The sequence below is a fragment of the Streptomyces sp. NPDC090442 genome, assembly GCF_044769405.1.
In the GTDB taxonomy this organism is placed as follows: Bacteria; Actinomycetota; Actinomycetes; order Streptomycetales; family Streptomycetaceae; genus Streptomyces.
In genome coordinates this window covers 71,281-95,710 of sequence record NZ_JBIVXW010000023.1, presented here as the reverse complement: position 1 = coordinate 95,710, position 24,430 = coordinate 71,281, and the positions used below count along the sequence as shown (strand labels likewise).

General features: G+C 72.0%; 20 protein-coding genes, 1 tRNA gene and 1 pseudogene. 9 read left to right on the top strand and 13 right to left on the bottom strand.

Annotation, left to right across the window (positions count from 1 at the left end; genetic code table 11):
• Positions 1–200: 200 nt before the first annotated feature.
• Positions 201–1,118: pseudogene (locus ACIQU6_RS18215) on the top strand (chitinase); the annotation flags it as partial.
• Between the two features lie 114 nt (positions 1,119–1,232).
• Here ACIQU6_RS18215 and ACIQU6_RS18210 read toward each other — a convergent pair.
• The gene (locus ACIQU6_RS18210) at positions 1,233–2,141 is read right to left on the bottom strand and encodes a helix-turn-helix domain-containing protein (RefSeq protein ID WP_403482627.1); all 909 of its coding nucleotides are present in this window, start codon (positions 2,139–2,141) and stop codon (positions 1,233–1,235) included.
• A 164-nt stretch (positions 2,142–2,305) separates the two neighbouring features.
• Here ACIQU6_RS18210 and ACIQU6_RS18205 point away from each other — a divergent pair, with 164 nt between their 5' ends.
• Positions 2,306–2,956, top strand: a complete 651-nt coding sequence (locus ACIQU6_RS18205; protein ID WP_403482626.1) for an NAD(P)-dependent oxidoreductase — start codon at positions 2,306–2,308, stop codon at positions 2,954–2,956.
• Between the two features lie 95 nt (positions 2,957–3,051).
• On the opposite strand, the gene ACIQU6_RS18200 is transcribed toward ACIQU6_RS18205, so the two are convergent.
• The 3 genes from ACIQU6_RS18200 to ACIQU6_RS18190 form a co-directional block, all read right to left on the bottom strand.
• Positions 3,052–3,127, bottom strand: a tRNA-His gene (locus ACIQU6_RS18200).
• A gap of 106 nt (positions 3,128–3,233) precedes the next feature.
• Positions 3,234–3,854 carry an oligoribonuclease gene (gene orn, locus ACIQU6_RS18195; RefSeq protein ID WP_403482625.1) on the bottom strand — a complete coding sequence of 207 codons (621 nt, stop codon included), beginning with the start codon at positions 3,852–3,854 and terminating at the stop codon, positions 3,234–3,236.
• A 5-nt stretch (positions 3,855–3,859) separates the two neighbouring features.
• Positions 3,860–5,131, bottom strand: a complete 1,272-nt coding sequence (locus ACIQU6_RS18190) for a helix-turn-helix domain-containing protein (protein ID WP_376569048.1) — start codon at positions 5,129–5,131, stop codon at positions 3,860–3,862.
• A 987-nt stretch (positions 5,132–6,118) separates the two neighbouring features.
• Here ACIQU6_RS18190 and ACIQU6_RS18185 point away from each other — a divergent pair.
• Positions 6,119–6,640, top strand: a complete 522-nt coding sequence (locus ACIQU6_RS18185) for a universal stress protein (protein ID WP_274915589.1) — start codon at positions 6,119–6,121, stop codon at positions 6,638–6,640.
• 349 nt (positions 6,641–6,989) lie between these two features.
• On the opposite strand, the gene glmS is transcribed toward ACIQU6_RS18185, so the two are convergent.
• A complete protein-coding gene (glmS, locus tag ACIQU6_RS18180) occupies positions 6,990–8,816 on the bottom strand; it encodes a glutamine--fructose-6-phosphate transaminase (isomerizing) (protein ID WP_403482624.1) in 1,827 nt (608 codons plus the stop codon).
• An 84-nt stretch (positions 8,817–8,900) separates the two neighbouring features.
• Positions 8,901–9,176 (bottom strand): hypothetical protein, encoded by a 276-nt coding sequence (locus ACIQU6_RS18175; protein WP_274915591.1) that lies wholly within the window; start codon positions 9,174–9,176, stop codon positions 8,901–8,903.
• A 206-nt stretch (positions 9,177–9,382) separates the two neighbouring features.
• On the opposite strand from ACIQU6_RS18175, the gene ACIQU6_RS18170 reads away from it, so the two are divergent.
• On the top strand, positions 9,383–10,978 hold the full coding sequence (locus tag ACIQU6_RS18170) for a beta-N-acetylhexosaminidase (RefSeq protein WP_403482623.1): 1,596 nt from the start codon (positions 9,383–9,385) through the stop codon (positions 10,976–10,978).
• Positions 10,979–11,047: 69 nt separating this feature from the next.
• Here ACIQU6_RS18170 and ACIQU6_RS18165 read toward each other — a convergent pair whose 3' ends face one another.
• A complete protein-coding gene (locus ACIQU6_RS18165; protein ID WP_403482622.1) occupies positions 11,048–11,266 on the bottom strand; it encodes a hypothetical protein in 219 nt (72 codons plus the stop codon).
• A complete protein-coding gene (locus tag ACIQU6_RS18160; RefSeq protein WP_403482621.1) occupies positions 11,263–11,526 on the bottom strand; it encodes a hypothetical protein in 264 nt (87 codons plus the stop codon). Before ACIQU6_RS18160 ends, ACIQU6_RS18165 begins: the two co-directional genes overlap by 4 nt.
• Positions 11,527–11,764: 238 nt before the next feature.
• Here ACIQU6_RS18160 and ACIQU6_RS18155 point away from each other — a divergent pair, with 238 nt between their 5' ends.
• Positions 11,765–13,105, top strand: coding sequence for a hypothetical protein (locus ACIQU6_RS18155; protein WP_403482620.1), 1,341 nt, complete (start codon positions 11,765–11,767; stop codon positions 13,103–13,105).
• Positions 13,106–13,213: 108 nt separating this feature from the next.
• On the opposite strand, the gene ACIQU6_RS18150 is transcribed toward ACIQU6_RS18155, so the two are convergent.
• Genes ACIQU6_RS18150 through ACIQU6_RS18135 form a run of 4 tightly spaced genes read right to left on the bottom strand, consistent with a single transcriptional unit; the run spans position 13,214 to position 19,001 of the window.
• Entirely contained in the window at positions 13,214–14,368 is a 1,155-nt protein-coding gene (locus tag ACIQU6_RS18150; RefSeq protein WP_403482619.1) for an acyl-CoA dehydrogenase family protein, read from the bottom strand.
• Between the two features lie 6 nt (positions 14,369–14,374).
• A complete protein-coding gene (locus tag ACIQU6_RS18145; RefSeq protein ID WP_403482618.1) occupies positions 14,375–15,334 on the bottom strand; it encodes a hydroxymethylglutaryl-CoA lyase in 960 nt (319 codons plus the stop codon).
• Entirely contained in the window at positions 15,331–17,376 is a 2,046-nt protein-coding gene (locus ACIQU6_RS18140; RefSeq protein WP_403482617.1) for a biotin carboxylase N-terminal domain-containing protein, read from the bottom strand. The genes ACIQU6_RS18145 and ACIQU6_RS18140 overlap by 4 nt, the downstream gene beginning before the upstream one ends.
• An 8-nt stretch (positions 17,377–17,384) precedes the next feature.
• Positions 17,385–19,001, bottom strand: a complete 1,617-nt coding sequence (locus tag ACIQU6_RS18135) for a carboxyl transferase domain-containing protein (protein WP_403482655.1) — start codon at positions 18,999–19,001, stop codon at positions 17,385–17,387.
• 146 nt (positions 19,002–19,147) lie between these two features.
• Here ACIQU6_RS18135 and ACIQU6_RS18130 point away from each other — a divergent pair, with 146 nt between their 5' ends.
• From ACIQU6_RS18130 to ACIQU6_RS18120, 3 genes are all read left to right on the top strand, one after another.
• Entirely contained in the window at positions 19,148–19,801 is a 654-nt protein-coding gene (locus tag ACIQU6_RS18130) for a TetR/AcrR family transcriptional regulator (RefSeq protein WP_403482616.1), read from the top strand.
• Positions 19,802–20,002: 201 nt separating this feature from the next.
• Entirely contained in the window at positions 20,003–21,160 is a 1,158-nt protein-coding gene (locus ACIQU6_RS18125) for an acyl-CoA dehydrogenase family protein (protein WP_403482615.1), read from the top strand.
• Between the two features lie 16 nt (positions 21,161–21,176).
• Complete coding sequence (locus ACIQU6_RS18120) at positions 21,177–22,067, top strand: acyl-CoA thioesterase (protein WP_403482614.1); 891 nt, start codon at positions 21,177–21,179, stop codon at positions 22,065–22,067.
• A 458-nt stretch (positions 22,068–22,525) separates the two neighbouring features.
• Here ACIQU6_RS18120 and ACIQU6_RS18115 read toward each other — a convergent pair whose 3' ends face one another.
• Entirely contained in the window at positions 22,526–23,311 is a 786-nt protein-coding gene (locus tag ACIQU6_RS18115) for a phosphatase (RefSeq protein ID WP_403482613.1), read from the bottom strand.
• 145 nt (positions 23,312–23,456) lie between these two features.
• On the opposite strand from ACIQU6_RS18115, the gene speB reads away from it, so the two are divergent.
• Complete coding sequence (gene speB / locus ACIQU6_RS18110; RefSeq protein ID WP_403482612.1) at positions 23,457–24,428, top strand: agmatinase; 972 nt, start codon at positions 23,457–23,459, stop codon at positions 24,426–24,428.
• The last annotated feature ends 2 nt before the right edge of the window (positions 24,429–24,430 follow it).

Sequence of the window (24,430 nt, the reverse complement as noted above, 5' to 3'; positions counted from 1 at the left end):
GCACCCCCAGGCCCTGAGCCGTCCGACAGGCCCTGGGAGGTGTGCCCCCACCCCATGCGATGACAGGCAGGCACGCCATGAGTTCCTCGGCACACCGGCGCCGTACGAGCCGCACCACCAAGCTGATCGGGACCGCGGTGGCCGGCGCGCTGGCGGTCGGCGGCGGGATCGCCGTCGCCGGCTCCGCGCTGGCGACCAAGGCCCCGCAGCCCGGCACCGCCGCCCGCGCCGGCTTCTCCCCGTACGTGGACACCTCCCTCTACCCCGCCTACGACCTGACCGACACCGCCCGGAAGGCCGGGGTGAAGGAGTTCACCCTCGCCTTCCTCACCTCCGGCGGCGGCTGCGTCCCCAAGTGGGGCGGCTCGGGCGACCTCGGCGGTGACGCGATGGCCAAGCAGATACCGGCGCTGCGCAAGGCCGGCGGCGACGTCCGGGTCTCCTTCGGCGGCGCCAACGGCACCGAACTGGCCGCCGCCTGCTCCTCCGCGTCCCAACTGGCCGCCGCCTACGGCAAGGCCGTCGACCAGTTCAAGCTCACCAAGGTCGACTTCGACATCGAGGGCGGCGCGCTGCCGAACGCGGCCGCCAACACCCGCCGGGCGCAGGCCGTCGCCCAGCTCCAGAAGCAACACCCGGGCCTGGACGTCTCGTTCACGCTCCCGGTGATGCCCGAGGGGCTCACCCAGGACGGCGTGAACCTCCTCGCCGACGCCAGGAAGAACGGCGTCAAGACCTCCGCCGTCAACATCATGGCGATGGACTACGGCTCCTCCTACGGCGGCAACATGGGCACCTACGCCACCCGGGCCGCCACCGCCACCCAGGGCCAGGTGAAGAGGGCCCTCGGCCTGAGCGACGCGGACGCCTGGAAGGCCGTCGCGGTCACCCCGATGATCGGCGTCAACGACGTCCAGGGCGAGGTCTTCACGCTCGACGACGCGGCCGCCCTGGTGAAGTTCGCCCGGAGCAAGCACCTGTCCCGGCTGTCGATGTGGTCCGCCACCCGCGACAAGCCCTGCCCCGGTGGACCGTCCCACTCCGCCCAGCCGACCTGCAGCTCCGTCGCCCAGGCCCCGCTGGCCTTCAGCAAGGCGTTCGCCGCCTACACCGGCTGACCCCCCACCGGTCCGGGCCCCCACGTCCCGGACCGCTCCTACGGCGGGGCGCGGCGGCCCCCACCCCCACCCGCTGCGCCCCGCCCCCTTCTCGGTACGGCGGACGGCCGCCGGTCAGCCGCCGGCGCGCACCGCGGCCCGGAACGCGATCGGCGTGATCCCGGCCTGCCGTTGGAAGAACTTGCTGAAGTTGGTGGCGTCCGCGAAACCCAGCCGGTCCGCGATCCGCGAGGCCGGCTGGTCGCCGTGTGCCAACAGCCGCTTGGCCTCCAGCACCACCCGCCGGTCGATGAACTCCTTCGCCCCGACGCCGGCCGCCGTCTCGGTGGCCCGGGAGAGCGTGCGGGGCGCGTAGCCCAACGACCGGGCGTAGTCGGCGACCCGGCGGCTGCGGGTGAACCCGCGCTCCACCGCGTCCCGGAACCGCAGATACGTCTCGCCCGCCTCGCACGTCCCGCCGTCCGCCCCGTCCGCCGGCCCGCCCGGGTGCGCGGCCCGCAGCACCAGGACGGCCAACAGGTGCCGCAGCACGTCCAGATGCACCTCCAGCGGCAGCCCGCCCAACGCCCCGAACTCGCGGTGCAGATGCCCCAGCGCCCCGTCCAGCGCGCGGGCGGCGGCGCCCTCGGGGCGTCGCACGGCGGGCCCGTACCAGTCCTCGATCCGGGCCGCGGTGGCGGTCGCCGGGTCCAGGAAATCGGACTCGAAGAGCACCAACCGCCCCTCCGCGCCCGTCAGATCGCCGAAGTGCTGCACCTGCCCGGGCCGCGACCACAGCAGGTCCCCGGGGGTGAGGAGGTGCTCCCGGAAGTCGACGGAGTGGACCAGCCGCCCGCGGTCCAGGGCCAGCAGGTGGTGGAAACCGGGCCGGTGCGGCGTCGACAGTTGGCAGGCTTCCGCGCGCCCGCGCAGCTCGGCGAGGGTCAGCACCTCCACCCCGGCGGGCCGCCCGACCGGCGCGGAGAACGGCACCTCGCGGATCGCCCCTGCATCCTCTCGGGGATCCTGTCGCTTTTTCACCATGACCCGTCGCCTCGCTACCCCGGAATCTCCCGTTCGTACCCCTAGCGTAGGAGACGTCAGCACCGCTGATGGCGGAAAACGGCAGCCACACCTCGGCGACCGGAACACCGCGGTCCGTAGGGCATACCTCGCCCTCCTCAAAGAACCACCGGGAGAACCCAACCATGTCCAAGATCGCTCTCTTCGGGGCCAACGGCACCATCGGCAGCCGCATCCTCGACGAGGCCCTGCGCCGCGGCCACCAGGTCACCGCGGTCGTCCGCGACCCCGCCAAGCTCACCAAGAGCGACCCCAACCTCACCGTGGTCACCGGCGACGTCCTCGACCCGGAGTCCGTCGCCGAGGTCGTCAAGGGCCAGGACGTGGTGGTCAGCGCGGTCGGCGGCGGCGGCGGCCCCGGTCACATCGCCACCATCCGGCCCGCCGCGGAGGCGTTGGTCGCCGGCGTGCGGACGCTGGGCGGGGACGCCCCGCGGCTGCTCTCGGTCGGCGGTGCCGGCTCGCTCCGCAAGCCGGACGGCACCCAGGTCTGGGAGGCCGAGGGCCTCCCGGTCTTCCTGCTCCAGATCATGCACGCGCACGGCGACGCGCTGGACTTCTACCGCACCGTCTCCGACGTCCGTTGGACCAACCTCAGCCCGGCCGCCACCATCGAGCCCGGCGAGCGCACCGGCACCTACCGGACCGCCACCGACGACCTGATCGTCGCCGAGGACGGCAGCAGCCGGATCTCCGCCGAGGACTACGCCGTCGCCCTCCTGGACGAGATCGAGCAGCCGCGCCACATCGGCGAGCGCTTCACCGTCGGCTACTGAGCATCCGTCCGGCGGCCCGCCGCCCTTGTGCGCGGCGGCACTTGACACCGGAAAACACCCGAGGCCCCCGATCCGAAGATCGGGGGCCTCGATGCTGGGGTGAGTAACGGGACTCGAACCCGCGACATCCTGGACCACAACCAGGTGCTCTACCAGCTGAGCTATACCCACCAAGACCGGTGCTGTGTGGTTCCTTTTCCCCACCGGCTGAGAAAAAGTGTACAGGCTCCGGAGGGGTGCTCGCTCCCAGGTTTCGTGTCCCCGGGAGCGAGCTGCGTCACTGCTTCGCCGACTCCGGTTCGGCGGGCAGCTTGTGCTTGGCCGCAATGGCCTTCGCGGTCTCCGAGTCCGGCCCCGGCTGGGGCACGAACACGGCCTCCCGGTAGTAGCGCAACTCCGCGATGGACTCACGGATGTCGGCCAGCGCCCGGTGGTTGCCGTTCTTGTCCGGACTGTTGAAGTACGCCCGCGGGAACCAGCGCCGGGCCAGTTCCTTCACGGACGACACATCGACGATCCGGTAGTGCAGATAGCTCTCCAGGGTGGGCATGTCGCGCAGCAGGAAGCCGCGGTCGGTCCCGACGGAGTTACCGCACAACGGCGCCTTCCTCGGCTCCGGCACGTGCTGCTTGATGTACTCCAGCACCTGTGCCTCGGCCGCTTCCAGCGTCGTCCCGGCGTCCAGCTCGGCCAGCAGCCCGGAGGCGGTGTGCATCTGCCGCACCACCTCCGGCATGGTGGTCAGCGCCTCGGCCGGGGGACGGATCACCACATCCACTCCGTCACCCAGCACGTTCAGTTCCGAGTCGGTGACCAGGGCGGCCACCTCGATAAGCGCGTCACTCGCCAGCGAGAGTCCGGTCATCTCGCAGTCGATCCACACCATGCGATCGTTCATACGTCTCACCCTACGGGGCGCTCCCGCTGGCCGGGGAGCACGGGGCGAGCGGCCCCGCGGCCGACCGGGGTCTCCGGAAGACGTGCGGCATACCCCTCCGGCTGCGGCCTGCCCGCGTCGACCGCCTCGGCGGCCAACCCGTGCCCGCCCAGTGCGGCCGCCGAGAACCGCTCGGCCGCCAGCGCCGCCCGCTCACGCTCCGGCGGACGGTCGGCCCGCTCCGGTCGCAGTGCGGGCTCCGGCGCACCGTTCTGCGGCCGACGGGCGCGGTAGGCCGCCCGGTAGGCCGCGGGCGAGGCGCCGAGCTGCCGTCGGAAGTGGCCGCGCAGCGCGACCGGCGAGCGGAACCCGCAGCGGCCGGCGACCTCGTCCACCGAGTAGTCGGAGGTCTCCAGCAGCCGCTGGGCCTGGAGGACCCGTTGGGTGATCAGCCACTGGAGCGGTGCGCTGCCCGTGAGGGAGCGGAACCGCCGGTCGAAGGTGCGCCGGCTCATGTACGCGCGGGCGGCCAGCGTCTCCACGTCGAACTGCTCGTGGAGGTGCTCCAGCGCCCAGGCGACGACCTCGGCGAGCGGGTCGGCGCCGATCTCCTCTGGTAATGACCTGTCCAGGTAGCGCTGGTGCCCGAGGTCGGACGCGGTCCGCCGGGGCGGGACGACCAGACGGCGGGCGAGCGCGTTGGCCGCGTCGGCGCCGTGGTCGGTGCGCACGATGTGCAGGCAGAGGTCGATGCCGGCGGCGGTGCCCGCGGAGGTGAGCACGTCGCCGTCGTCGACGAACAGCTCGCGCGGGTCCACGTGGACGGACGGATAACGCTTGGCGAGCGTCGGCGCGTACATCCAGTGGGTGGTGGCCGGGCGGCCGTCGAGCAGTCCGGCCGCGGCGAGGACGAACGCCCCCGTGCACAGCCCGACGATCCTGGCCCCCTCCTCGTGCGCGCGGCGCAGTGCGTCGAGCGCCGCGGGCGGCGGGGCCTGGGTGATGGAGCGCCAGGCCGGCACGACGACCGTCCCGGCACGGGAGATCGCCTCCAGCCCGTAGGGGGCGGACAGTTCGAGCCCCCCGGTGGTGCGCAAAGGCGCATCTTCGCCAGCGCACACAAGTAGTCGGTACCTCGGAACACCGGCATCCTGTCGGTCGATGCCGAAGACCGAGAGCGGAATAGAGCTCTCGAAAATGGGGCCGCCACTAAAGAGGAGCACCGCGACTATTTCGCGGCGTCGTCGGGCGGCGAGCTTGCGTGCGGCGTCTGGTACAGCAGCGGAGTCCTGGCTCATGGCACTTAAGCCCCCCTCGGTCGTCTCGCCCTCTCGGTCCTGCACAGTTCCCCCGCCGTCCCAACCAAGATCGAATCTACTGTGCCCCGTGAGGATGGAGCGCCAAGTTCACCACCCACTGGTATGTCGATATGGCAACTTGGCGCGAAGCATTCGATCACGAAGCGTTCCACTCCTCGGCCCTGCATGAAAAGTGCGCGTCTCGGCTCTGCCCGTTCGCAGTAGGGCACAACCATGCCCACCGGTCCTTTCCGCCCAGCTCACACCTGGGTTGAGGGGGGTCGGGGGCAAGGGTTCAGCCAGGGCTCGAAGTTGGCCGAAAACGGTCGTGTGCAGACTTGCGAACGCCTCAATCGACCGACGTACGCCTTTCGTTGTGCCGTCCACTCCCTTGCGCTTCCGTCCCGTTACGTCCACTTTTATTCGGGTGCTGTTCTGCGCTCGTGGTACGTGCCACCGGCACACCAACCGTTCGCTCGTGGGGGGTCGGAGGCGACGGCACCCTTCGTTGTTCGGGGGGTGGTGCGGGTGATCAAGGTGACGGGCGCCGGGGTCGACCCGATGCGTCGGGTCGTCGCGCCGGGGCTCACCGAGTTGAGTGATCTCTTGGGCGGCGCCGGCGACATGGCGTTCGGCGCGGTCCGGCCACTACCGCACCGCCGGCGACGCTCACAAGGCGTCGCCGGGGTACGTACGGGGGCATGACGGGGCATTGCCATCCGCGCCACGCTCCGGCATGCTCCGGGGAACGCTTGCGGCCCCGGGTGCCTCTGGAGGGCGTCACCGGACCGTGTGCGTTCTGGGCAGTGGAGGAGTAGCGCCGTACTCTTGGGGTATCGGCTTGGGAAGACGATTCCTAGTCGTATCGTTCCTCTTTGAACTAAGGCGCCGGCTCCTCGATCGAGCCGCCCAGGTCAACTGCCGGATCAAGTCAATCGCCGTTCCCCGTTCGCCCCTCCGCAAGAGGACGTTCTCGTCGAGACACCCATGGCCGGTCACGAATCCCCCGAACCCGCGGACCGCAAGCAGGTCGCCGATCCGACGGCGGACCTCGAAGCAGCGGAACAGAAGCGCCACGCCTGCGATCCCGCCTTCCAGCACGGCGTCGTGGTCGGCTTCGACGGCTCCATGTCGAGCGAGCGCGCGTTGGCGTATGCAATCGGTATGGCCCGCCGCCACGGCTCCGGCCTGATCATCGTCCACGTCGCCAACCGGCTGCCGACGACGGTCTGGGCGGGCTGCGAGCCACCGGTCTTCGTCGACGTCCCCGACCACCGCACCGAGGTGCTGGGGCTGGAGCTCGCCTGTGCCGACCACCTCGCCGAGGTCCCCTGGATCCTCGTCGAGCGCGGCGGCGACATCTGCCACGAGCTGGAGGAGGTCGGCCGGGAGTACGAGGCCGACGCGATCGTGGTGGGCTCGACCCACGGCATCGTCGGCCGGATCTTCGGCTCGGTCGCCGGCCGGCTCGCCCGCCGCGCGCAGCGGCCGGTCATGGTCATCCCCTGAGGCCCGCGAGGGGCGTTGCCGTGTGCGCCCCGGTGCGCCCCCGTGCGCCCTTCGGTGGTGCGCGGGGTCAACTCCCTTGCGCGCCCGACCGGTTGATCGATTCTCCTCAGTGCGTCCACAGTTGAGGGGGTGCCATGGGGATTGTGGGTAGCGGGCGTCCGGTTGCCGTCCGGAGGTTGGTTGTGCGCTTGTGACGGGTAGAAAACGGTCGCAACCGCGTGCTGCCGACCGGGACGTGACGGATCCCGGGGTGGCGGCATCCCGCCGGCGTAATGGGCGACGCCGGCAAGGGGAGGCGCCGGCTCCGCGTGCGTATGGTGGCACGCACGCGGAGCCAGCGCGGTGCGTCCTACTCCACCGTCACGGACTTGGCGAGGTTGCGGGGCTTGTCGATGTCCCGGCCGAGGGCCAACGCGGTGTGGTAGGCGAGGAGTTGGAGCGGGATGCCCATCAGGATCGGGTCCAGCTCGGGCTCGTTCTTCGGCACCACGATGGTGTGGTCGGCCTTCTCCTGCTCGTCGTGCGCGACGGCGAGGATCCGGCCGCTGCGGGCCTTGATCTCCTCCAGGGCGGCGCGGTTCTTCTCCAGCAGGTCGTCGTCCGGCACGATCGCCACCGTCGGCATCGCCGGCTCGATGAGCGCCAGCGGGCCGTGCTTGAGCTCCGAGGCCGGGTACGCCTCGGCGTGGATGTACGAGACCTCCTTGAGCTTCAGGGACGCCTCGCGGGCCACCGGGTAGCCGCGCACCCGGCCGATGAACATCATCGACTTGGCGTCCGCGTACAGCGCCGACAGCCGCTTGATCTCGTCCTCGCCCTTGAGGATCTCGTCGATCTGGCCGGGCAGCTTCCGCAGGCCCTCGATGATCCGCTTGCCGTCCGCGACCGACAGGTCCCGGATCCGGCCCAGGTGCAGGGCGAGCAGCGCGAAGGAGACCACCATGTTGGTGAAGCACTTGGTGGAGACCACGCAGACCTCCGGGCCGGCGTGCACGTAGATGCCGCCGTCGGTCTCGCGGGCGATCGCCGAGCCCACCACGTTGACCAGGCCCAGCACCCGGGCGCCCTTGCGCTTGAGCTCCTGGACGGCGGCCAGCACGTCGTAGGTCTCACCGGACTGGGAGACCGCGACGTAGAGGGTGTCGGGGTCCACGACCGGGTTGCGGTAGCGGAACTCGGAGGCCGGCTCGGCGTCCGAGGGGATGCGGGCCAGCTCCTCGATCATCTGGGCGCCGATCTGGCCGGCGTGGTACGAGGTGCCGCAGCCCAGGATCTTCACCCGGCGCACCCCGCGCGCCTCGCGGGCGTCGAGGTTGAGGCCGCCGAGGTGGACGGTGGAGAAGCGGTCGTCGATCCGGCCGCGCAGCGCCCGGTCCACCGCCTCCGCCTGCTCGGAGATCTCCTTGTGCATGTAGGTGTCGTGGCCGCCCAGGTCGTAGGACTCGGCCGCGTACTCGACGGTCTCCGGCGTCGCCGTCGTCCGCGAGCCCTCGGTGGTGTAGGTGCGGTAGTCGTCGGCCTTGAGGGTGGCCATCTCGCCGTCGTCGAGGGTGACGACCTGGCGGGTGTGCGAGACCAGCGCGGCGACGTCGGAGGAGACGAACATCTCGTGCTCGCCGATGCCCAGGACGACCGGGGAGCCGTTGCGGGCGACCACGATGCGGTCGGCGAAGTCGGCGTGCAGGACGGCGATGCCGTAGGTGCCCTCGACGTGGCGGAGCGCCTCGCGGACCTTCTCCTCCAGGGTGGGGGCGGCGGAGCGGCCGATGAGGTGGGCGAGGACCTCGGTGTCGGTCTCGGAGGCGAAGGTCACGCCGTCGGCGGTCAGGCGGGCGCGCAGGTCGGCGGCGTTGTCGATGATGCCGTTGTGGACGACGGCGACCTTGCCCTCGGTGTCGAGGTGCGGGTGGGCGTTCTCGTCGGTGGGGGCGCCGTGGGTGGCCCAACGGGTGTGCGCGATGCCCGTGGTGCCGGCGAAGCGCTTGGGCAGCCGGGACTCCAGCTCGCGGACCCGGCCCTTGGCCTTGGCGGTCTTCAGCCCGCCGGCCTTGCCGGTGCCGCTCGCGTGGATGGCGATGCCGGCCGAGTCGTAACCGCGGTACTCCAGGCGCTGGAGGCCCTCAAGGAGCAGCGGCGCGACATCGCGCTTGCCGATGTATCCGACGATCCCGCACATACGGTGACCCTTCTCATTGGCGTTCGGTGGGTGCCCGGTCGACTTCGACCCGTCCGGGGCTGCGGTCCGGTTCCGCCGCGGCCGTCAGCCGTAGACGAGACGGCGCAGCTGGCGGAGCGAGAGCGGCGGTGGGGACACGGCGCGGTGCGGCAGCTCGTGGGAGATCCGCTCGAAGATCGCCTCGTTCCGCAGCCCCTGGGACTGCAGTTCGCGGTGTCTGCGGCGGACGAAGCCCTCCGTCGTCTCGTCGAAGTACGCCAGCACGTCCAGCACCACCCGGGCCGCCTCGCCGCGCTGGAGCGGCGTGCTGCGGACCAGGTGGTCGATGAGGTCCTCGTGGGACGGGCGGCGTTCGAGCACCCGTCGATACTGCGGGGCGTCGGAGAGAATCGCAAGAAATCTGCCCGATTCCGGGCAGGGGGCGCGGAACGCGTGGGGAAGTTGGTCTGCACCTTGACCGGCCCTCGCGCGCGCGGTACGCATGGTAGCCACCCGGTCGCTCCACGCCATGCAGAAACGTGCCGCCACAGAACGTGCCGCCGACGTAGCTCGCCGAAGGGACGTCCATGAGACGACCAAGACTGCTGATTCCGCTGTTGCTGGTCGCGGCGGCGGGGACCGCGGCGGGCGCGTCCGCCACCCCCGCGCCGGCTGTCCCAGCCGCCACCCCGCTGGACCGGGTCGTCCCGGCGCCCGCCGCGGTCCGCCCGGGCGGCGGCGCGTTCACGCTCGGCAGCGGCACCCGGATCCGGGTGCCCGCGGGCTCCGGCGAGGCCCGGCGGATCGCCGGCTATCTGGCCGGGCTGCTGCGGCCGGCCACCGGCTTCCCGTTGCCGGTCACCACCCGCGGCGGCGCGGACGGCATCGTCTTCCGGCTCGGCGGCCGGGACGCCCGCGGGCTGGGCGAGGAGGGCTACCGGCTCACCTCCGGCGGCCGCGGGGTCACCATCAGCGCCGCCCGCCCCGCCGGCCTCTTCCACGGCGTGCAGACCCTCCGGCAACTGCTGCCGGCCGCCGTCGAGAAGCGCAGCCCGCAGCCGGGCCCCTGGCGGGTCGCCGGCGGCACCATCCTCGACACCCCGCGCTACGCCTACCGCGGCGCGATGCTGGACGTCTCCCGGCACTTCTTCACCGTCGAGCAGGTCAAGCGGTACATCGACCAGCTCGCCCAGTACAAGGTCAACGCGCTGCACCTGCACCTCTCCGACGACCAGGGCTGGCGGATCGCGATCGACTCCTGGCCGCGGCTGGCGAGTTACGGCGGCTCCACCCAGGTCGGCGGCGGCCGCGGCGGCCACTACAGCAAGGCCGACTACCGCGAGATCGTCCGCTACGCCGCCAGCCGCTATCTGACCGTGGTCCCCGAGATCGACATGCCCGGCCACACCAACGCCGCGCTGGCCTCGTACGCCGACCTCAACTGCGACGGGAAGGCGCCGCCGCTCTACACCGGCACCAAGGTCGGCTTCAGCTCGCTGTGCGTCTCCAAGAAGATCACCTACGAGTTCGTCGACGACGTCCTCCGCGAGGTCGCGGCGCTCACCCCCGGCCGCTATCTGCACATCGGCGGCGACGAGTCGCATTCCACCAGTCACCCGGACTACGTCACCTTCATGGACACGGTGCAGCCGCTGGTCGCCAAGTACGGGAAGACCGTGGTGGGTTGGCACGAGCTGACCGGGGCGCACCCCGTCAAGGGCGCCATCGCCCAGTACTGGGGGCGGGACACGACGGGCGCGGCGGAGCGGCAGCGGGTCGTCGACGCGGCCAGGCACGGCACCCGGCTCGTCCTGTCGCCCGCCGACCGCGCCTACCTCGACATGAAGTACGACAAGGACACCCCGCTGGGCCTGGACTGGGCCGGCTATGTGAGCGTCCGGCGCTCCTACGACTGGGACCCGGGCGACTATCTGGCGGGAGTGCCGGCCGGTGCGGTGCTGGGCGTCGAGGCGCCGATGTGGGCGGAGACGCTGGGGAGTTCGGCCAACCTCGAATACCTGGCCTTCCCGCGGCTGGCCGGCATCGCGGAGCTGGGCTGGTCGCCGGCGCGGACACACGACTGGGACGCGTACAAGACGCGCCTGGCCGCCCAGGGGCCCCGCTGGGACGCCCAGGGCATCGACTACTACCGGGCCCCGGAGGTGCCCTGGCCGGGGCGGTGAGGGCCACCCCGTCAACACCCCTGCCGTGAACGGCGACGTGATGCCCGGCCTCGGCGGCGCGTCGCCCGTTCATGGTTGGACCCACTCGCCGCGGCGGGCTGCCACCGGGTACGACACCAGGTCGTTCCGGCCGATGCGTAGCCGATCCCGGCCGGCAGAGCCGTACAACGGGCGCAGCAGCCACACCGGTTGCCGGGTCTTGAGTCCGGCGATGTCCGTGCACACCCACTTCGCGCCGGTCGTGATCGCGACGAGGAGGTCGCCGACCTCGGGGTGCGGAGTGCTCACCGTGCCGTCGCCTCGGTGAGCACGGCCTCGATCTCCTCGGCGGCCGCCTCGCGCAGCGCGCCCGGCTCGGCCTGCCACGCCGGGTCGGACCCGACGAGCGGCACCACCAGAACGCAGGGACGGTCCGGGCAACCGGGAGGATATGCCGCCGGATTCGCCACTCTGCCGACGGCACCGGCGACGACGTCGTAGACCACGGTGCCGGGCGGGTGGTAGGCGCTGAAGCCCGGCTGGCTCTGAACGGTGCTGTGTGGGGTCATCGCGGCCTCGGTTCGCTGGGGAGAGAAGTGCCGGCCGCCCAGGTACCTCGGGGAGGGAACCAGCCCCAACTCGGCTGGCGGTGTCCGTTCCTTGGGGGACGGACGACCGCGAGGGTGGTCACCTACCGGTGTTGATGAACCCGGGCGGCTGACATCCAGCCAACCCCCTTACGCGGGGCGGAGTAAGGGGGCACAGTGAAGAGTCGGTTGAACCGGTTGAACGCACCTGGGATACGTGATGGCAAGCCGATCGAGGACACCGAACACCGCGCTTGCGGCCTTGATGCGGGAAGGACGCATCGAGAACGCGCAACTGGCGCGTACCGTCAACCGCCTCGGCCAAGAAGTCGGCCTTGCCCTCCACTACGACAAGTCCTCCGTCTCGCACTGGTTGAAGGGCTCGAAGCCGAAGCCCGAAGTGCGGCCTGCGATTACCGAGGCGCTATGCCGGCTCCTTGGCCGAACGGTGAGTTCCGCAGAAGCTGGCCTGGGCGGGGCGACCGAACCGCTTCCGGCGTCGGATGCGGTATCCGGTTTGATGGAACTTGGGAAGGCAGACATGGACCCTTCACGCCGTGCCGTCCTCAGCGCGGCTCTGTATTCCGCGACGCTGATGGCTCCCGCCTACCAGGACGTCGCCGGCCGGTTGGAGAAGACGGCTGCCGGGCGAACTACCCGTATCGGGATGAGCGACGTCGCCACCGTCCGCATCATGACCGAGAAGATCGCCGGCATCCTGGACGAACTCGGCGGCGGCCACGCTCGTCCGATGGCTGCTTCGTTCCTCGTGAACTCCGTCGAGCCCTGTCTGCGGGCAGCCGGTACCACGGAGGCGCAAAGGGCGATGCGTTCGGCCGCAGCCGATCTGGTGTACCTCACCGGTTGGATGGCCATGTACGAGCGACGGCAAGGGCTCGGGCAGCGGTACTACGTGAGCGCGCTCAAACTCGCCGGCGAAGGCGAGGACCACATCACCTACTGCCGTACGCTTCGCGGAATGGCGTTGCAGGCGTCCCATCTCCGCCACGGCCCCAAGGCACTTGAACTCGCCGATGCCGCCGCCGAAGCGGCACCGGTGGCCGGCCCCCGACTAGTTGCCTTCCTCCGAGGCCAACAAGCCCACGGAGCAGCCATGGTCAAAGACCGCAGGCAGGCGTTCTCGCGACTCCGCGAGACGGAACAGGCACTGTCCCGGGCAGACGGACGCAATGAGGCCCTGGGCGGCTACGACCGCGCGGCCTACGAGTTTCACGTCGCCCACGTGCTGTGGGAACTCGGCGACCGCCCCGGATCGATCAGAGCCCTGCGCCGCTCCCATCACGTTCGACCCCTCCACGAACGCCAGGGACGAGTCCACGCCCACGGGCTTCTCGCCGCACGCCTCATGGAAATGCGCCACGTTGAAGAAGCCTGCGAGGAGTGGGGCCACTTCTTGGACGACTACGCCGCCGTCTCCAGCGCCCGAGGGGACGAGCATTTCGACACCCTCCGGAGCGGACTGCGCCCGTTCAACAAGCTGCCCGTCGCCCAGGCACTCTTCGGACGGGTTCGGGAGGTGTCCCGCCTGAAGGCGGCGTAGTACCGGCAGACACCGAGGAAGGCCAGCGCGGTTCGTGCTGCGAAAGCTGGTGGTGGGCTGGGACGGCCCTGGGGGCGCAGCGAGTCGCCCGCCCCCACGGCCCGCCCCTTAGAACCCCAACTCCCGTGCGATCAGCATGCGTTGGACCTCGCTGGTGCCCTCGCCGATTTCCAGGATCTTGGCGTCGCGCCACATGCGGGCGACCGGGTACTCGTTCATGAAGCCGTAGCCGCCGTGGATCTGGGTGGCCTCGCGGGCGTTGTCCACCGCGATCTCGGAGGAGTAGAGCTTGGCGAGCGCCGCCTCCTTCTTGAACGGTTCGCCGTGGACGAGGCGGGAGGCGGCGTCGCGCCAGGCCAGTCGGGAGGTGTGGGCGCGCATCTCCATGTCGGCCAGCTTGAACTGGATGGCCTGGTTGGCGCCGATCGGGCGGCCGAAGGCGTGGCGCTCCTTGGCGTACCTGACCGATTCGTCGACGCAGCCCTGGGCCAGGCCCGTCGCCAGGGCGGCGATGGCGACCCGGCCCTCGTCGAGGGTGCGCAGGAACTGGGCGTAGCCGCGGCCCTCCTCGCCCAGGAGGTTGCCGGCCGGGACGCGGACGTCCGCGAAGGAGAGCTCGCGGGTGTCGGAGGCGTTCCAGCCGACCTTGGAGTAGGGGGCGGCGACGGTGAAGCCGGGGGTGCCGGACGGCACGATGATCGCGGAGATCTTCGGGGCGCCGTCGGGCTTGCGGCCGGTGACGGCGGTGACCGTGACCAGACCGGTGATGTCCGTACCGGAGTTGGTGATGAAGCACTTGCTGCCGTTGATGACCCAGTCCTCGCCGTCGCGTACCGCGGTGGTGCGGGTGGCGCCGGCGTCCGAGCCGCCGTCGGGCTCGGTGAGGCCGAACGCGCCCAGCACCTCGCCGCTGCACAGCTTCGGCAGCCACTCCCGCTTCTGCTCCTCGGTGCCGAAGCGGTAGACCGGCATGGCGCCCAGCGAGACGCCGGCCTCCAGGGTGATGGCCACCGAGGAGTCGACCCGGGCCAGCTCCTCCAGGGCGATGCCCAGCGCCAGGTAGTCGCCGCCCATCCCGCCGTACTCCTCGGGGAACGGCAGGCCGAACAGGCCCATCTGTCCCATCTGGCGGACGATGTCGTAGGGGAAGGCGTGCTGCTCGTAGTACGCGCCGATCTCCGGGGCGACGACGTCGTGCGCGAACGCCTCGACGGTGCGCCGGAGTTCCTCCAGCTCGTCGGGCAGGCGGTGGTCCAGGGACATGGTCACTCACTCCTTGTGGGAGAGGGCGCGGACGGTGCGCGAGGGGCTGGGGCGGCCCAGGACCCCGGCCAGCCAGGCGCTGGTCGCGGTGAGTCGCCCCAGGTCGACGCCGGTCTCGATGCCGAGGCCGTGCAGCATCCACACGAGGTCTTCGGTGGCGAGGTTGCCGGTGGCGCTCCTGGCGTACGGGCAGCCGCCCAGGCCGCCCGCCGAGGCGTCGATGGTGGTGACGCCGTGCTGGAGCGCGGCGAAGGTGTTGGCGAGCGCCTGCCCGTAGGTGTCGTGGAAGTGGACGCCGAGCGCGGAGGTCGGCACGCCCGCCTCGTTGAGCGCCGCGAGCAGGTGCTGGACGTGGCCGGGGGTGGCCACGCCGATGGTGTCGCCCAGGCTCAACTCGTCGCAGCCCAGGTCGAACAGGGCCCGGCAGACCCGCACGACCTGGGCGATCGGGACCGGGCCCTCCCACGGGTCGCCGAAGCACATCGAGAGGTAGCCCCGGACGTGGACCTTCTCGTCCCGGGCGCGCCGGACCACCGGTTCGAACATGGCCAGCGCCTCGTCGACGGTGCGGTTGAGGTTGGCCCTGGCGAACGACTCGGTGGCGCTGCCGAACACCGCGATCCGGCGGGCGCCCAGCGCCAGGGCCCGGGAAAGGCCCCGCTCGTTGGGCACCAGCACCGGGAGCTGCCGCGGGTCCAGCCCGTCCAGCATCGGGAACAGCCGCTCGGCGTCGGCGAGTTGGGGCACCCACTTGGGGTGCACGAAGCTGGTTGCCTCGATCACCGGCAGCCCGGCGGCGGCCAGGCGGCGGATGAACTCCGCCTTGATCTCGGTGGGGACGACGGTCTGCTCGTTCTGGAGGCCGTCGCGGGGGCCGACCTCGTGGATCCGCACGCGGGTGGGCAGGCCCTCGGCGGCCACCTCCATCGGCAGCCCGGTGGTCGGGGTCGCGGTCGGCTCGGTCATGCCGTGGCCTCCTCGTCGGCGCGCGGTGCGGTGTCGTCCTGGGGCGCGGCGTCCTCGTGCGGGGCGACGACGGCCAGGACCTGGTCCATGGCGACCGTGCTGCCGGGGGTGACGTCCAACTCGGTGACCGTCCCGGCGTGCGGGGCGGAGATCACGTGCTCCATCTTCATCGCCTCCACCACCAACAGGCCCTGACCGGCGGTCACTTCGTCGCCGACCGCGACCTTGACGACGGTGACGGTGCCCGGCATCGGGGCGGCGAGGGTGTCCACGCCGTGCCCGCGGGCCGCCGCGCGCAGCGCCTCGGCCACCGGGTCGTGGTCGGTGACGTGCCAGGCGTCGCCGTCCCGGCCCAGCCAGTCGCCGCCGCGGTGGAAGGCGTGCCGGACGCCGTCGACGGTGACCCTCACCTCGTCCGCGGTGACCTCGTAACGCTCCGGGGCGGTGCCGGGCCGGACGTCGTAGGCGACCGGGTCGTGGCCGGGGACGCGCAGCCAGTGGCGGACCGGGGCGGGCTCGCCGCCGAGCCGGAAGCCGGTGGGGGCGGCGAACGGGTCGCGCCAGCCGGCCTCGTCGGCGGCCGGCTCCAGGGCGGCCTGCCGGACCGCGGCGGCCGCCGCGTACACCTCGTCCGGCACCCCGGCGGCCACCAGGTCGGCCGCCACCCGCTCCACCAGGCCGGTGTCCAACTCGCCGGAGACCACGTCCGGGTGGGCCAGCAGCCGGCGCAGGAAGCCGGCGTTGGTGGGCACGCCGAGGGTGACGGTGGCGGCCAGCGCGGCCCGCAGCGTGCGCAGGGCGCCGGCCCGGTCGGGGCCGTGCGCGATGACCTTGGCGAGCATCGGGTCGTAACGGCTGCCGACCTCGACGCCCTCGGTGAGGCCGGAGTCGGTGCGCACTTCCTGGCCGGCCGGCTCGCGCAGGGTCAGCACGGTGCCGCCGGTCGGCAGGAAGTCGCGGGACGGGTCCTCGGCGCAGATCCGGGCCTCGATCGCGTGCCCGGTGAAGGTGACGTCCTCCTGGGTGTGGGGCAGGCGGGCGCCGGCGGCGATCCGCACCTGCCAGGCGACGAGGTCGAGCGGGCCGGCGTCCGGGCCGAGGGAGACGGCCAGTTCGGTGACCGGGTGTTCCACCTGGAGGCGGGTGTTCATCTCCATGAAGCAGTAGCCGGCCGGGTCCTTGCCGGGGACGATGAACTCGACGGTGCCGGCGCCGCGGTAGCCGCAGGAGCGGGCCGCCTGGACGGCCGCCGCGCCCATCGCGGCCCGGGTGGCCTCGTCCAGCAGGGGCGAGGGCGCCTCCTCGACGATCTTCTGGTGGCGGCGCTGGAGGGAGCACTCGCGCTCGCCGAGGTGGAGGACGTTGCCGTGGCCGTCGGCCAGCACCTGGATCTCGATGTGCCGGGGGCGGTCGATCCACCGCTCCACCAGCAGGGTGTCGTCCCCGAAGGAGGAGCGGGCCTCGCGGCGGGCGGCGGCGATCTCGTCGGCCAGGAGGGCGGCGTCCCGCACCAGGCGCATGCCCTTGCCGCCGCCGCCCGCGGACGGCTTGAGCAGCACCGGCATGCCGATCTCCCGGGCCGCGGCGGCCAGTTGGTCGTCGGTCAGGCCGCTGCCGGAGGAGCCGGGGACGACCGGGACGCCGGCGGCGCGGACCGTCTCCTTGGCCCGGATCTTGTCGCCCATCAGGTCGATGGCGTCCGCCGGCGGCCCGATGAAGACCAGTCCGGCGTCGGTGCAGGCGCGGGCGAAGGCGGCGTTCTCGGCGAGGAAGCCGTAGCCGGGGTGGACGGCCTGGGCGCCGGTGCGGGCGGCGGCGTCCAGCAGGCGCTCGACGGAGAGATAGCTCTCCGCAGCCGGGGCCGGGCCGATCCGGACCGCGGTGTCGGCCTCGCGGATGTGCCGGGCGTCGGCGTCCGCGTCGCTGTAGACCGCGACGGAGCGGATGCCGAGGGCGCGCAGCGTCCGGATGACGCGGACCGCGATCTCCCCGCGGTTGGCGACCAGGACGGTGTCGAACAGGCCGGTGGCGAAGCTGGTCATAGGTCCTCTCACATCCGGAAGACGCCGAAGCCGGGGTCGCCCAGGGGGGCGTTGGCGCAGGCGGTCAGCGCCAGGCCGAGGACCTGGCGGGTCTCCAGTGGGTCGATGACCCCGTCGTCCCACAGTCGGGCGGTCGCGTAGTAGGCGCTGCCCTGGGTCTCGTACTGGGCGCGGATCGGGTCCTTGAAGGCGGTCTCGTCCTCGGCGCTCCACTCCTCGCCGCGCGCCTCCAACTGGTCGCGCTTGACGGTGGCGAGGACGGAGGCGGCCTGTTCGCCGCCCATCACCGAGATCTTGGCGTTGGGCCACATCCACATCAGGCGGGGGGAGTAGGCCCGGCCGCACATCGAGTAGTTGCCCGCCCCGTAGGAGCCGCCGATGACGACGGTCAGCTTGGGGACGCGGGTGCAGGCGACCGCGGTGACCATCTTCGCGCCGTGCTTGGCGATGCCGCCGGCCTCGTAGTCGCGGCCGACCATGAAGCCGGAGATGTTCTGGAGGAAGAGCAGCGGGATGCCGCGCTGGTCGCACAGCTCGATGAAGTGGGCGCCCTTCTGGGCGGATTCGGAGAACAGGATGCCGCTGTTGGCGACGATGCCCACCGGGTGGCCGTGGAGGTGGGCGAAGCCGGTGACCAGGGTGGTGCCGTACTCGGCCTTGAACTCGGCGAAGCGCGAGCCGTCGACGATCCGGGCGATCACCTCGCGGACGTCGTAGGGGGTGCGGGAGTCCACCGGCACCGCGCCGTAGAGCCCGGCGGGGTCGGCCTTGGGCTCCTCGACGGGCCGGACGGTCCAGGGGAGCGGCGGGCGGTCGCCGAGGGTGGCGACGATGGTGCGGACGATCCGCAGGGCGTGCGCGTCGTCCTCGGCGAGGTGGTCGGTGACGCCGGAGGTGCGGGAGTGCACCTCGCCGCCGCCCAACTCCTCGGCGCTGACGACCTCTCCGGTGGCGGCCTTCACCAGCGGCGGGCCGCCGAGGAAGATCGTGCCCTGGTTCCGCACGATCACCGCCTCGTCGCTCATCGCCGGGACGTAGGCGCCGCCGGCCGTGCAGGAGCCGAGGACCGCGGCGATCTGCGGGATGCCGGCGCCGGACATCCGCGCCTGGTTGTAGAAGATCCGCCCGAAGTGCTCGCGGTCGGGGAAGACCTCGTCCTGCATCGGCAGGAACGCGCCGCCGGAGTCCACCAGATACAGGCAGGGCAGGCGGTTCTCCAGCGCGACCTCCTGGGCGCGCAGGTGCTTCTTGACCGTCATCGGGTAGTACGTGCCGCCCTTGACGGTGGCGTCGTTGGCGACGATCACCGTCTCCCGGCCGCTGACCCGGCCGATGCCGGCGATCACCCCGGCGGCCGGGGCGGCCCCGTCGTACATCCCGTCCGCGGCCAGCGGGGCCAGCTCCAGGAACGGGGAGCCGGGGTCCAGCAGGGCGTCCACCCGGTCGCGGGGCAGCAGCTTGCCGCGGGCGGTGTGCCGGGCCCGGGCCTTCTCGCCGCCGCCCAGCCGGGCCGCGGCCAGCTTCGCGTGCAGCTGCCCGGCCAGTTCGCGGTGCGCGGCCTCGTTGGCCCGCCAGGCGTCGGACGCCGGGTCGGCGGTGCTGGCCAGCACCGGTGCCTGCTCGATGGCCTCCATCGCCATGGGCCCCCTCGCTTGGGTCGGCTGCCCGCCCGGTGCCACGGGGGTTCTCCCGGGGCCGGGCGGGTTAATAGGCGTTAACCTCATCCCCTTCAGGTTAACGACCACTAACCCGGCTGTCTACAATCGACGTCATGAGCAATGCGCACGTCCCCGCCCCCTCCAGCCGCCGCGAGCAGATCCTCAAGGAGGCCGCCCGCCTCTTCGCGGAGCGCGGCTTCCACGGCGTCGGCGTGGACGAGATAGGGGCGGCCGTGGGTATCTCGGGGCCCGGCCTCTACCGGCACTTCGCCGGCAAGGACGCGATGCTCGCCGAGCTCCTGGTCGGGATCAGCGAGCGGCTGCTGGCCGGCGGGCGGATGCGGATCGAGGAGGGCGGCGAGACCCCCGCCGCGGTGCTCGACGCGCTGATCGACGGCCATATCGACTTCGCGCTCGACGACCGGCCCCTGATCACCCTGCATGACCGCGAGTTGGACCGGCTGCGGGACGCCGACCGCAAGCGGGTGCGGCAGCTCCAGCGGCAGTACGTCGAGCTGTGGGTGGCGGTCGTCCGGCAGGTCCACCCCGAGTCGTCGGAGTCCGAGGTGCGGGCGGCGGTGCACGCGGTCTTCGGGCTGTTGAACTCCACCCCGCACCTGGGGCGGCCCGGCTCCCTCCCGGGCCGTACGGAGATGGCCCGGCTGCTGCACCGGCTGGCGCTGGGGGCGTTCGGGGCGGTGGACGGCGACGGGGCGGGGCCGGGCGCGGGGCGGACGGCCGCCGCGGCGGCCCGGCGGGCCGGCTGAGCGGCGGCCCTCGGCTGGGCGGCGCCCGCGCCGCTCGGCGGGCCCGTCGCCCCCTCCCGTCCGCCCTCCCTCCCGCCTGCTCCCGCCTGCTCCCGCCTGCTCTCCCGCCCGCCGGACGACCCCTGGACAGCGAGGTGACCGCCGGGTAGCTTTCGGCTGAGCAAACGCTTAGCCGAGTGCATGGTGAGGGAGGCCCGGAGCATGCGTCGCACGGTGTTCAACGAGGACCACGAGGCGTTCCGCGCGACCATACGCGCCTTCGTCGAGGCCGAGGTGGTGCCCGTCCACGACGACTGGTACGCCGCGGGCCAGGTCCCCCGGGACTTCTACTACAAGCTCGCCGAGCTGGGCATCTTCGGCATCCGCGTCCCCGAGGAGTACGGCGGCGCCGGCATCGACTCGCACAAGTTCGAGGCCGTGATGTACGAGGAGACCGCCCGCGCCGGCGTCTCCTTCGGCGGTTCCGGCGTCCACGTCCTGCTCGGCCTGCCCTACCTCCAGATGCTCGCCACCGACGAGCAGAAGAAGCGCTACCTGCCCAAGTTCGTCTCCGGCGAGGAGATGTGGGCGCTGGCGATGACCGAGCCGGGCACCGGCTCCGACCTCGCCGGCATGAAGACCACCGCCAAGCTCTCCGCGGACGGCACCCACTACGTCCTCAACGGAGCCAAGACCTTCATCACCGGCGGCGTGCACGCCGACCGCGTCATCGTCTGCGCCCGCACCTCCCCGCCCCGCGAGGACGACCGCCGCCACGGCATCTCCCTCTTCGCCGTCGACACCACGTCCGCCGGCTACTCCGTCGGCCGCAAGCTGGACAAGCTGGGCCTGAAGGTCTCCGACACCGCGGAGTTGGCGTTCGTCGACGTCAAGGTCCCCGTCGAGGACCTGCTCGGCGAGGAGAACAAGGGCTTCTCCTACCTCGGCCGGAACCTCCCCTCCGAGCGCTGGGGCATCGCCTTCGGCGCCTACGCGCAGGCCAAGGCCGCCGTCCGGTTCGCCCAGGAGTACGTCCAGGAGCGGACCGTCTTCGGCAAGACCGTCGCCTCCTTCCAGAACACCAAGTTCGAACTGGCGGCCTGCCAGGCCGAGGTGGACGCCGCCGAGGCCGTCGCCGACCGCGCCCTGGAGGCCCTCGACGCCGGCGAGCTGACGGCGGCCGAGGCCGCCTCCGCCAAGCTCTTCTGCACCGAGGTCGCCCACCGCGTCATCGACCGCTGCCTCCAACTGCACGGCGGCTACGGCTTCATGAACGAGTACCCGATCGCCCGCCTCTACGCCGACAACCGCGTCAACCGCATCTACGGCGGCACCAGCGAGGTCATGAAGTCCATCATCGCCAAGTCCATGGGCCTGTAGGGCGCGGGTCCCGCACGTGAACGACGCACTCCGGTCGCTGCTCGACCTGCTCGACCTGGAGCGGATCGAGCAGGACATCTTCCGCGGGTGGAGCCGGGCCTCGGTCGTGCCCCGGGTCTTCGGCGGCCAGGTCGCCGCGCAGGCTCTGGTGGCGGCCGGCCGCACGGTCCCGCCCGACCGCCCGCCCCACTCCCTCCACGCCTACTTCCTCCGCCCTGGCGACCCCGGCGCCCCCATCGTCTACACCGTCGACCGGATCCGCGACGGCCGGTCCTTCACCACCCGCCGGGTCGTCGCCGTCCAGCACGGCAAGCCGATCTTCCACCTCACCGCGTCCTTCCACGTGGTGGAGGAGGCGGCGCTGGAGCACCAGCAGCCGATGCCGGCGGCGCCCGACCCGCTGGAACTGCCCACCGCCACCGAGCTGTTGCCCCGCCACGCCGAGCGCTACCTCTCGCCGGAGGTCGCCGAACGGCTGCTGGAGGCCCGCGCCGCGATCGACCTGCGGTACGTCGACGAGCCGCCCTACGCCACCGTCGGCCGGCCGCGCGAGCCCCGCTCCCAGGTCTGGTTCCGCACCCAGGGCAAGCTGGACGACGACTGCGTGATCCCCCGCCCGCTCCTCGACGTCTGCCTGGTCACCTACGTCTCCGACATGACGCTGCTGGACTCGATCCTGCTGGCGCACGGGCGCGGCGGATGGGCGGTGGGCGACGTGGTCGGCGCGAGCCTCGACCACGCGATGTGGTTCCACCGGCCGCTGCGCGCCGACGAGTGGCTCCTCTACGACCAGGAGTCCCCGACCTCCCAGTCCGGCCGCGGCCTCGGCCAGGGGCGCATCTTCACCGCCGAGGGGCAGTTGGTGGTGACGGTGATGCAGGAGGGGGTTGTGCGGGTGCCGAGGTGAGGGCTTTCCGCGTGGGGGTGGGGGTGGGCGCGGGTCTTCCGCCGGGCCCTGGCGGTTGGTGGTTGCTCGCCGTGGCGGCGGGAGGTGGGTTGGGGGGCAGTTGATTGTCGCCCGCGGCCCGGTGGGGGCTTCCGCTTCGCGGGTTCTGTTCGGTGGGTGGGGCCGGAGGGGCTGTCCCGGGGTTCTCCCCCAGCCTTCGGCCGGGAGGTGCCCCCGCGGTGCGGGCGCCTCTGGTCAGTCGGTTGAGGAATGCCCGGGGCTTCGCTCCGGATCCTGCGGGCGCACCCCGGGACGGCCCCGCCGGCCCGCGCCGTCGCCGACTCTCCGCCGGTGGGTCCGCCCGTCGCGGGAACGCCCGGGACGACACTGCGTCCCCTACGAGAGCCCTTGGTGGGCTCGTCCGTCGCGGAAGTGCCCGGGGGTGATGTCCCGTTGGCGGTTGTCTGTTGGGGGTGGGGTCAGAGCAAGTCCGCTGCCTTGAGCAGGTAGGTGGTCAGCGGGTCGTAGTGGCGGGGGCTCAGGACGTGGTCGTCGAGGGGGATGGCCACCTGGAGGGTGCCCTCGGACTCGGCGAGGAAGAGGGCCGGGTCGTTGCAGTCGGCGAAGCCGATGGCGGGGAGGGCGCGTTGGGCCGCGCAGCCCGCCCAGCCGTGGTCGGCCATGACCAGGTCGGGGTGGTCCGCGGGGGCCAGGGCGTCGAGGATGGCGGCCATCGGTTCGGGGGAGTGGGTGTGCCACAAGGTGGCGCCGCGCTCCAGCATCGCCACGTCGCCGAACTGGAAGACCATGCCGTCGTCGGCCTGGAGCCCGTCGGGGATCACCATGATCTCGCAGCCGTGGGTGCGCAGTGCCTGGGCCGTGGCGCGGTGGACGTCCAGCAGGCCGCCGGGGTGGCCGGTGGCGAACAGGACCCGCTGGCGGTCGGCGGCGGCCTTGCGCAGCACGGCGGCCGCGCGGTCCAGGGCGTCGACGGTCAGCTCGGGGTCGATGGTGTCCTGGCCCTGCCGGTGGTTCGGGTCGTCGCTGACGCCGCAGCGCTCCGCCATCACGGCCAGCACGTCCTGCTCGTCCGTCCAGCGGTCGCCCAGTTCCAGGCCGAACCAGTAGTGGCGGTCGCCGTTCGCGAGCCGGCGGTAGTGGAGGAGGTTGTTCTCGCGGGGGGTGGCGACCTCGCCCGCGATCCGGGTCCGTACGAGGTGGTCGACGAGTTCGGCACGCGAGGGGGCAGCAGCGGCTATCGGCATAGCGTCATTGTGCCCGGCCGGATTTATAGGGGCGGGGCGTTCCGCGTGCCGGACGCGGGAGGGTGGACAGAATGTCGAATGCAGAGGGCCCGTCGGCCGTAAATGTCCATGGAGTGGGTGCGTGGTGATCCCTAGCCTGACCCCCATGACCACCGCATCGAACGAGCCCGTGGGCCCCGTCGACTCCTCCCGTGTTCCGCGCTACGCAGGGCCCGCGACCTTCGCCCGGCTGCCCCGCCTCGACGAGGTCGGCGGCCGCACCGATGTCGCCGTCGTCGGTGTCCCCTTCGACACCGGCGTCTCCTACCGGCCGGGTGCCCGCTTCGGCGGCAACGCGATCCGCGAGGCGTCGCGGCTGCTGCGGCCGTACAACCCGGCGCAGGACGCCTCGCCGTTCGCGCTGGCGCAGGTCGCGGACGCGGGGGACATCGCGGCCAACCCGTTCAACATCAACGAGGCCGTGGAGACCATCGAGGCCGCCGCGGACGACCTGCTGGCCTCCGGTGCCCGGATGATGACGCTCGGTGGCGACCACACCATCGCGCTGCCGCTGCTGCGCTCGGTCGCCAAGAAGCACGGGCCGGTGGCGCTGCTGCACTTCGATGCGCACCTGGACACCTGGGACACCTACTTCGGCGCCGAGTACACCCACGGGACGCCGTTCCGCCGGGCCGTCGAGGAGGGCATCCTCGACACCTCCGCCCTCTCCCACGTCGGCACCCGCGGTCCGCTCTACGGCAAGAAGGACCTCACCGACGACGAGAAGATGGGCTTCGGCATCGTCACCTCCGCGGACGTCTACCGCCGCGGCGCCGACGAGGTCGCCGACCAGTTGCGCCAGCGCATCGGCGCCCGCCCGCTGTACATCTCCATCGACATCGACTGCCTGGACCCGGCGCACGCCCCCGGCACCGGCACCCCCGAGGCCGGCGGCATGACCTCCCGTGAACTGCTGGAGATCCTGCGCGGGTTGGCGTCCTGCAACCTGGTCTCCGCGGACGTGGTGGAGGTCGCCCCCGCCTACGACCACGCGGAGATCACCGCGGTGGCCGCCTCGCACACCGCCTACGAGCTGACCACGATCATGTCCCGCCAGATCGCGGACGCACGCGGCTGACG

What these genes read in the sequence shown, in the direction of transcription:
- ACIQU6_RS18210 (WP_403482627.1), bottom strand. Translation starts at nt 2,141, where the DNA reads ATGGTGAAAAAGCGACAGGATCCCCGAGAGGATGCAGGGGCGATCCGC.
- ACIQU6_RS18205 (WP_403482626.1), top strand. Translation starts at nt 2,306, where the DNA reads ATGTCCAAGATCGCTCTCTTCGGGGCCAACGGCACCATCGGCAGCCGC.
- orn (WP_403482625.1), bottom strand. Translation starts at nt 3,854, where the DNA reads ATGAACGATCGCATGGTGTGGATCGACTGCGAGATGACCGGACTCTCG.
- ACIQU6_RS18190 (WP_376569048.1), bottom strand. Translation starts at nt 5,131, where the DNA reads ATGAGCCAGGACTCCGCTGCTGTACCAGACGCCGCACGCAAGCTCGCC.
- ACIQU6_RS18185 (WP_274915589.1), top strand. Translation starts at nt 6,119, where the DNA reads ATGGCCGGTCACGAATCCCCCGAACCCGCGGACCGCAAGCAGGTCGCC.
- glmS (WP_403482624.1), bottom strand. Translation starts at nt 8,816, where the DNA reads ATGTGCGGGATCGTCGGATACATCGGCAAGCGCGATGTCGCGCCGCTG.
- ACIQU6_RS18170 (WP_403482623.1), top strand. Translation starts at nt 9,383, where the DNA reads ATGAGACGACCAAGACTGCTGATTCCGCTGTTGCTGGTCGCGGCGGCG.
- ACIQU6_RS18160 (WP_403482621.1), bottom strand. Translation starts at nt 11,526, where the DNA reads ATGACCCCACACAGCACCGTTCAGAGCCAGCCGGGCTTCAGCGCCTAC.
- ACIQU6_RS18155 (WP_403482620.1), top strand. Translation starts at nt 11,765, where the DNA reads ATGGCAAGCCGATCGAGGACACCGAACACCGCGCTTGCGGCCTTGATG.
- ACIQU6_RS18150 (WP_403482619.1), bottom strand. Translation starts at nt 14,368, where the DNA reads ATGTCCCTGGACCACCGCCTGCCCGACGAGCTGGAGGAACTCCGGCGC.
- ACIQU6_RS18145 (WP_403482618.1), bottom strand. Translation starts at nt 15,334, where the DNA reads ATGACCGAGCCGACCGCGACCCCGACCACCGGGCTGCCGATGGAGGTG.
- ACIQU6_RS18140 (WP_403482617.1), bottom strand. Translation starts at nt 17,376, where the DNA reads ATGACCAGCTTCGCCACCGGCCTGTTCGACACCGTCCTGGTCGCCAAC.
- ACIQU6_RS18130 (WP_403482616.1), top strand. Translation starts at nt 19,148, where the DNA reads ATGAGCAATGCGCACGTCCCCGCCCCCTCCAGCCGCCGCGAGCAGATC.
- ACIQU6_RS18125 (WP_403482615.1), top strand. Translation starts at nt 20,003, where the DNA reads ATGCGTCGCACGGTGTTCAACGAGGACCACGAGGCGTTCCGCGCGACC.
- ACIQU6_RS18115 (WP_403482613.1), bottom strand. Translation starts at nt 23,311, where the DNA reads ATGCCGATAGCCGCTGCTGCCCCCTCGCGTGCCGAACTCGTCGACCAC.
- speB (WP_403482612.1), top strand. Translation starts at nt 23,457, where the DNA reads ATGACCACCGCATCGAACGAGCCCGTGGGCCCCGTCGACTCCTCCCGT.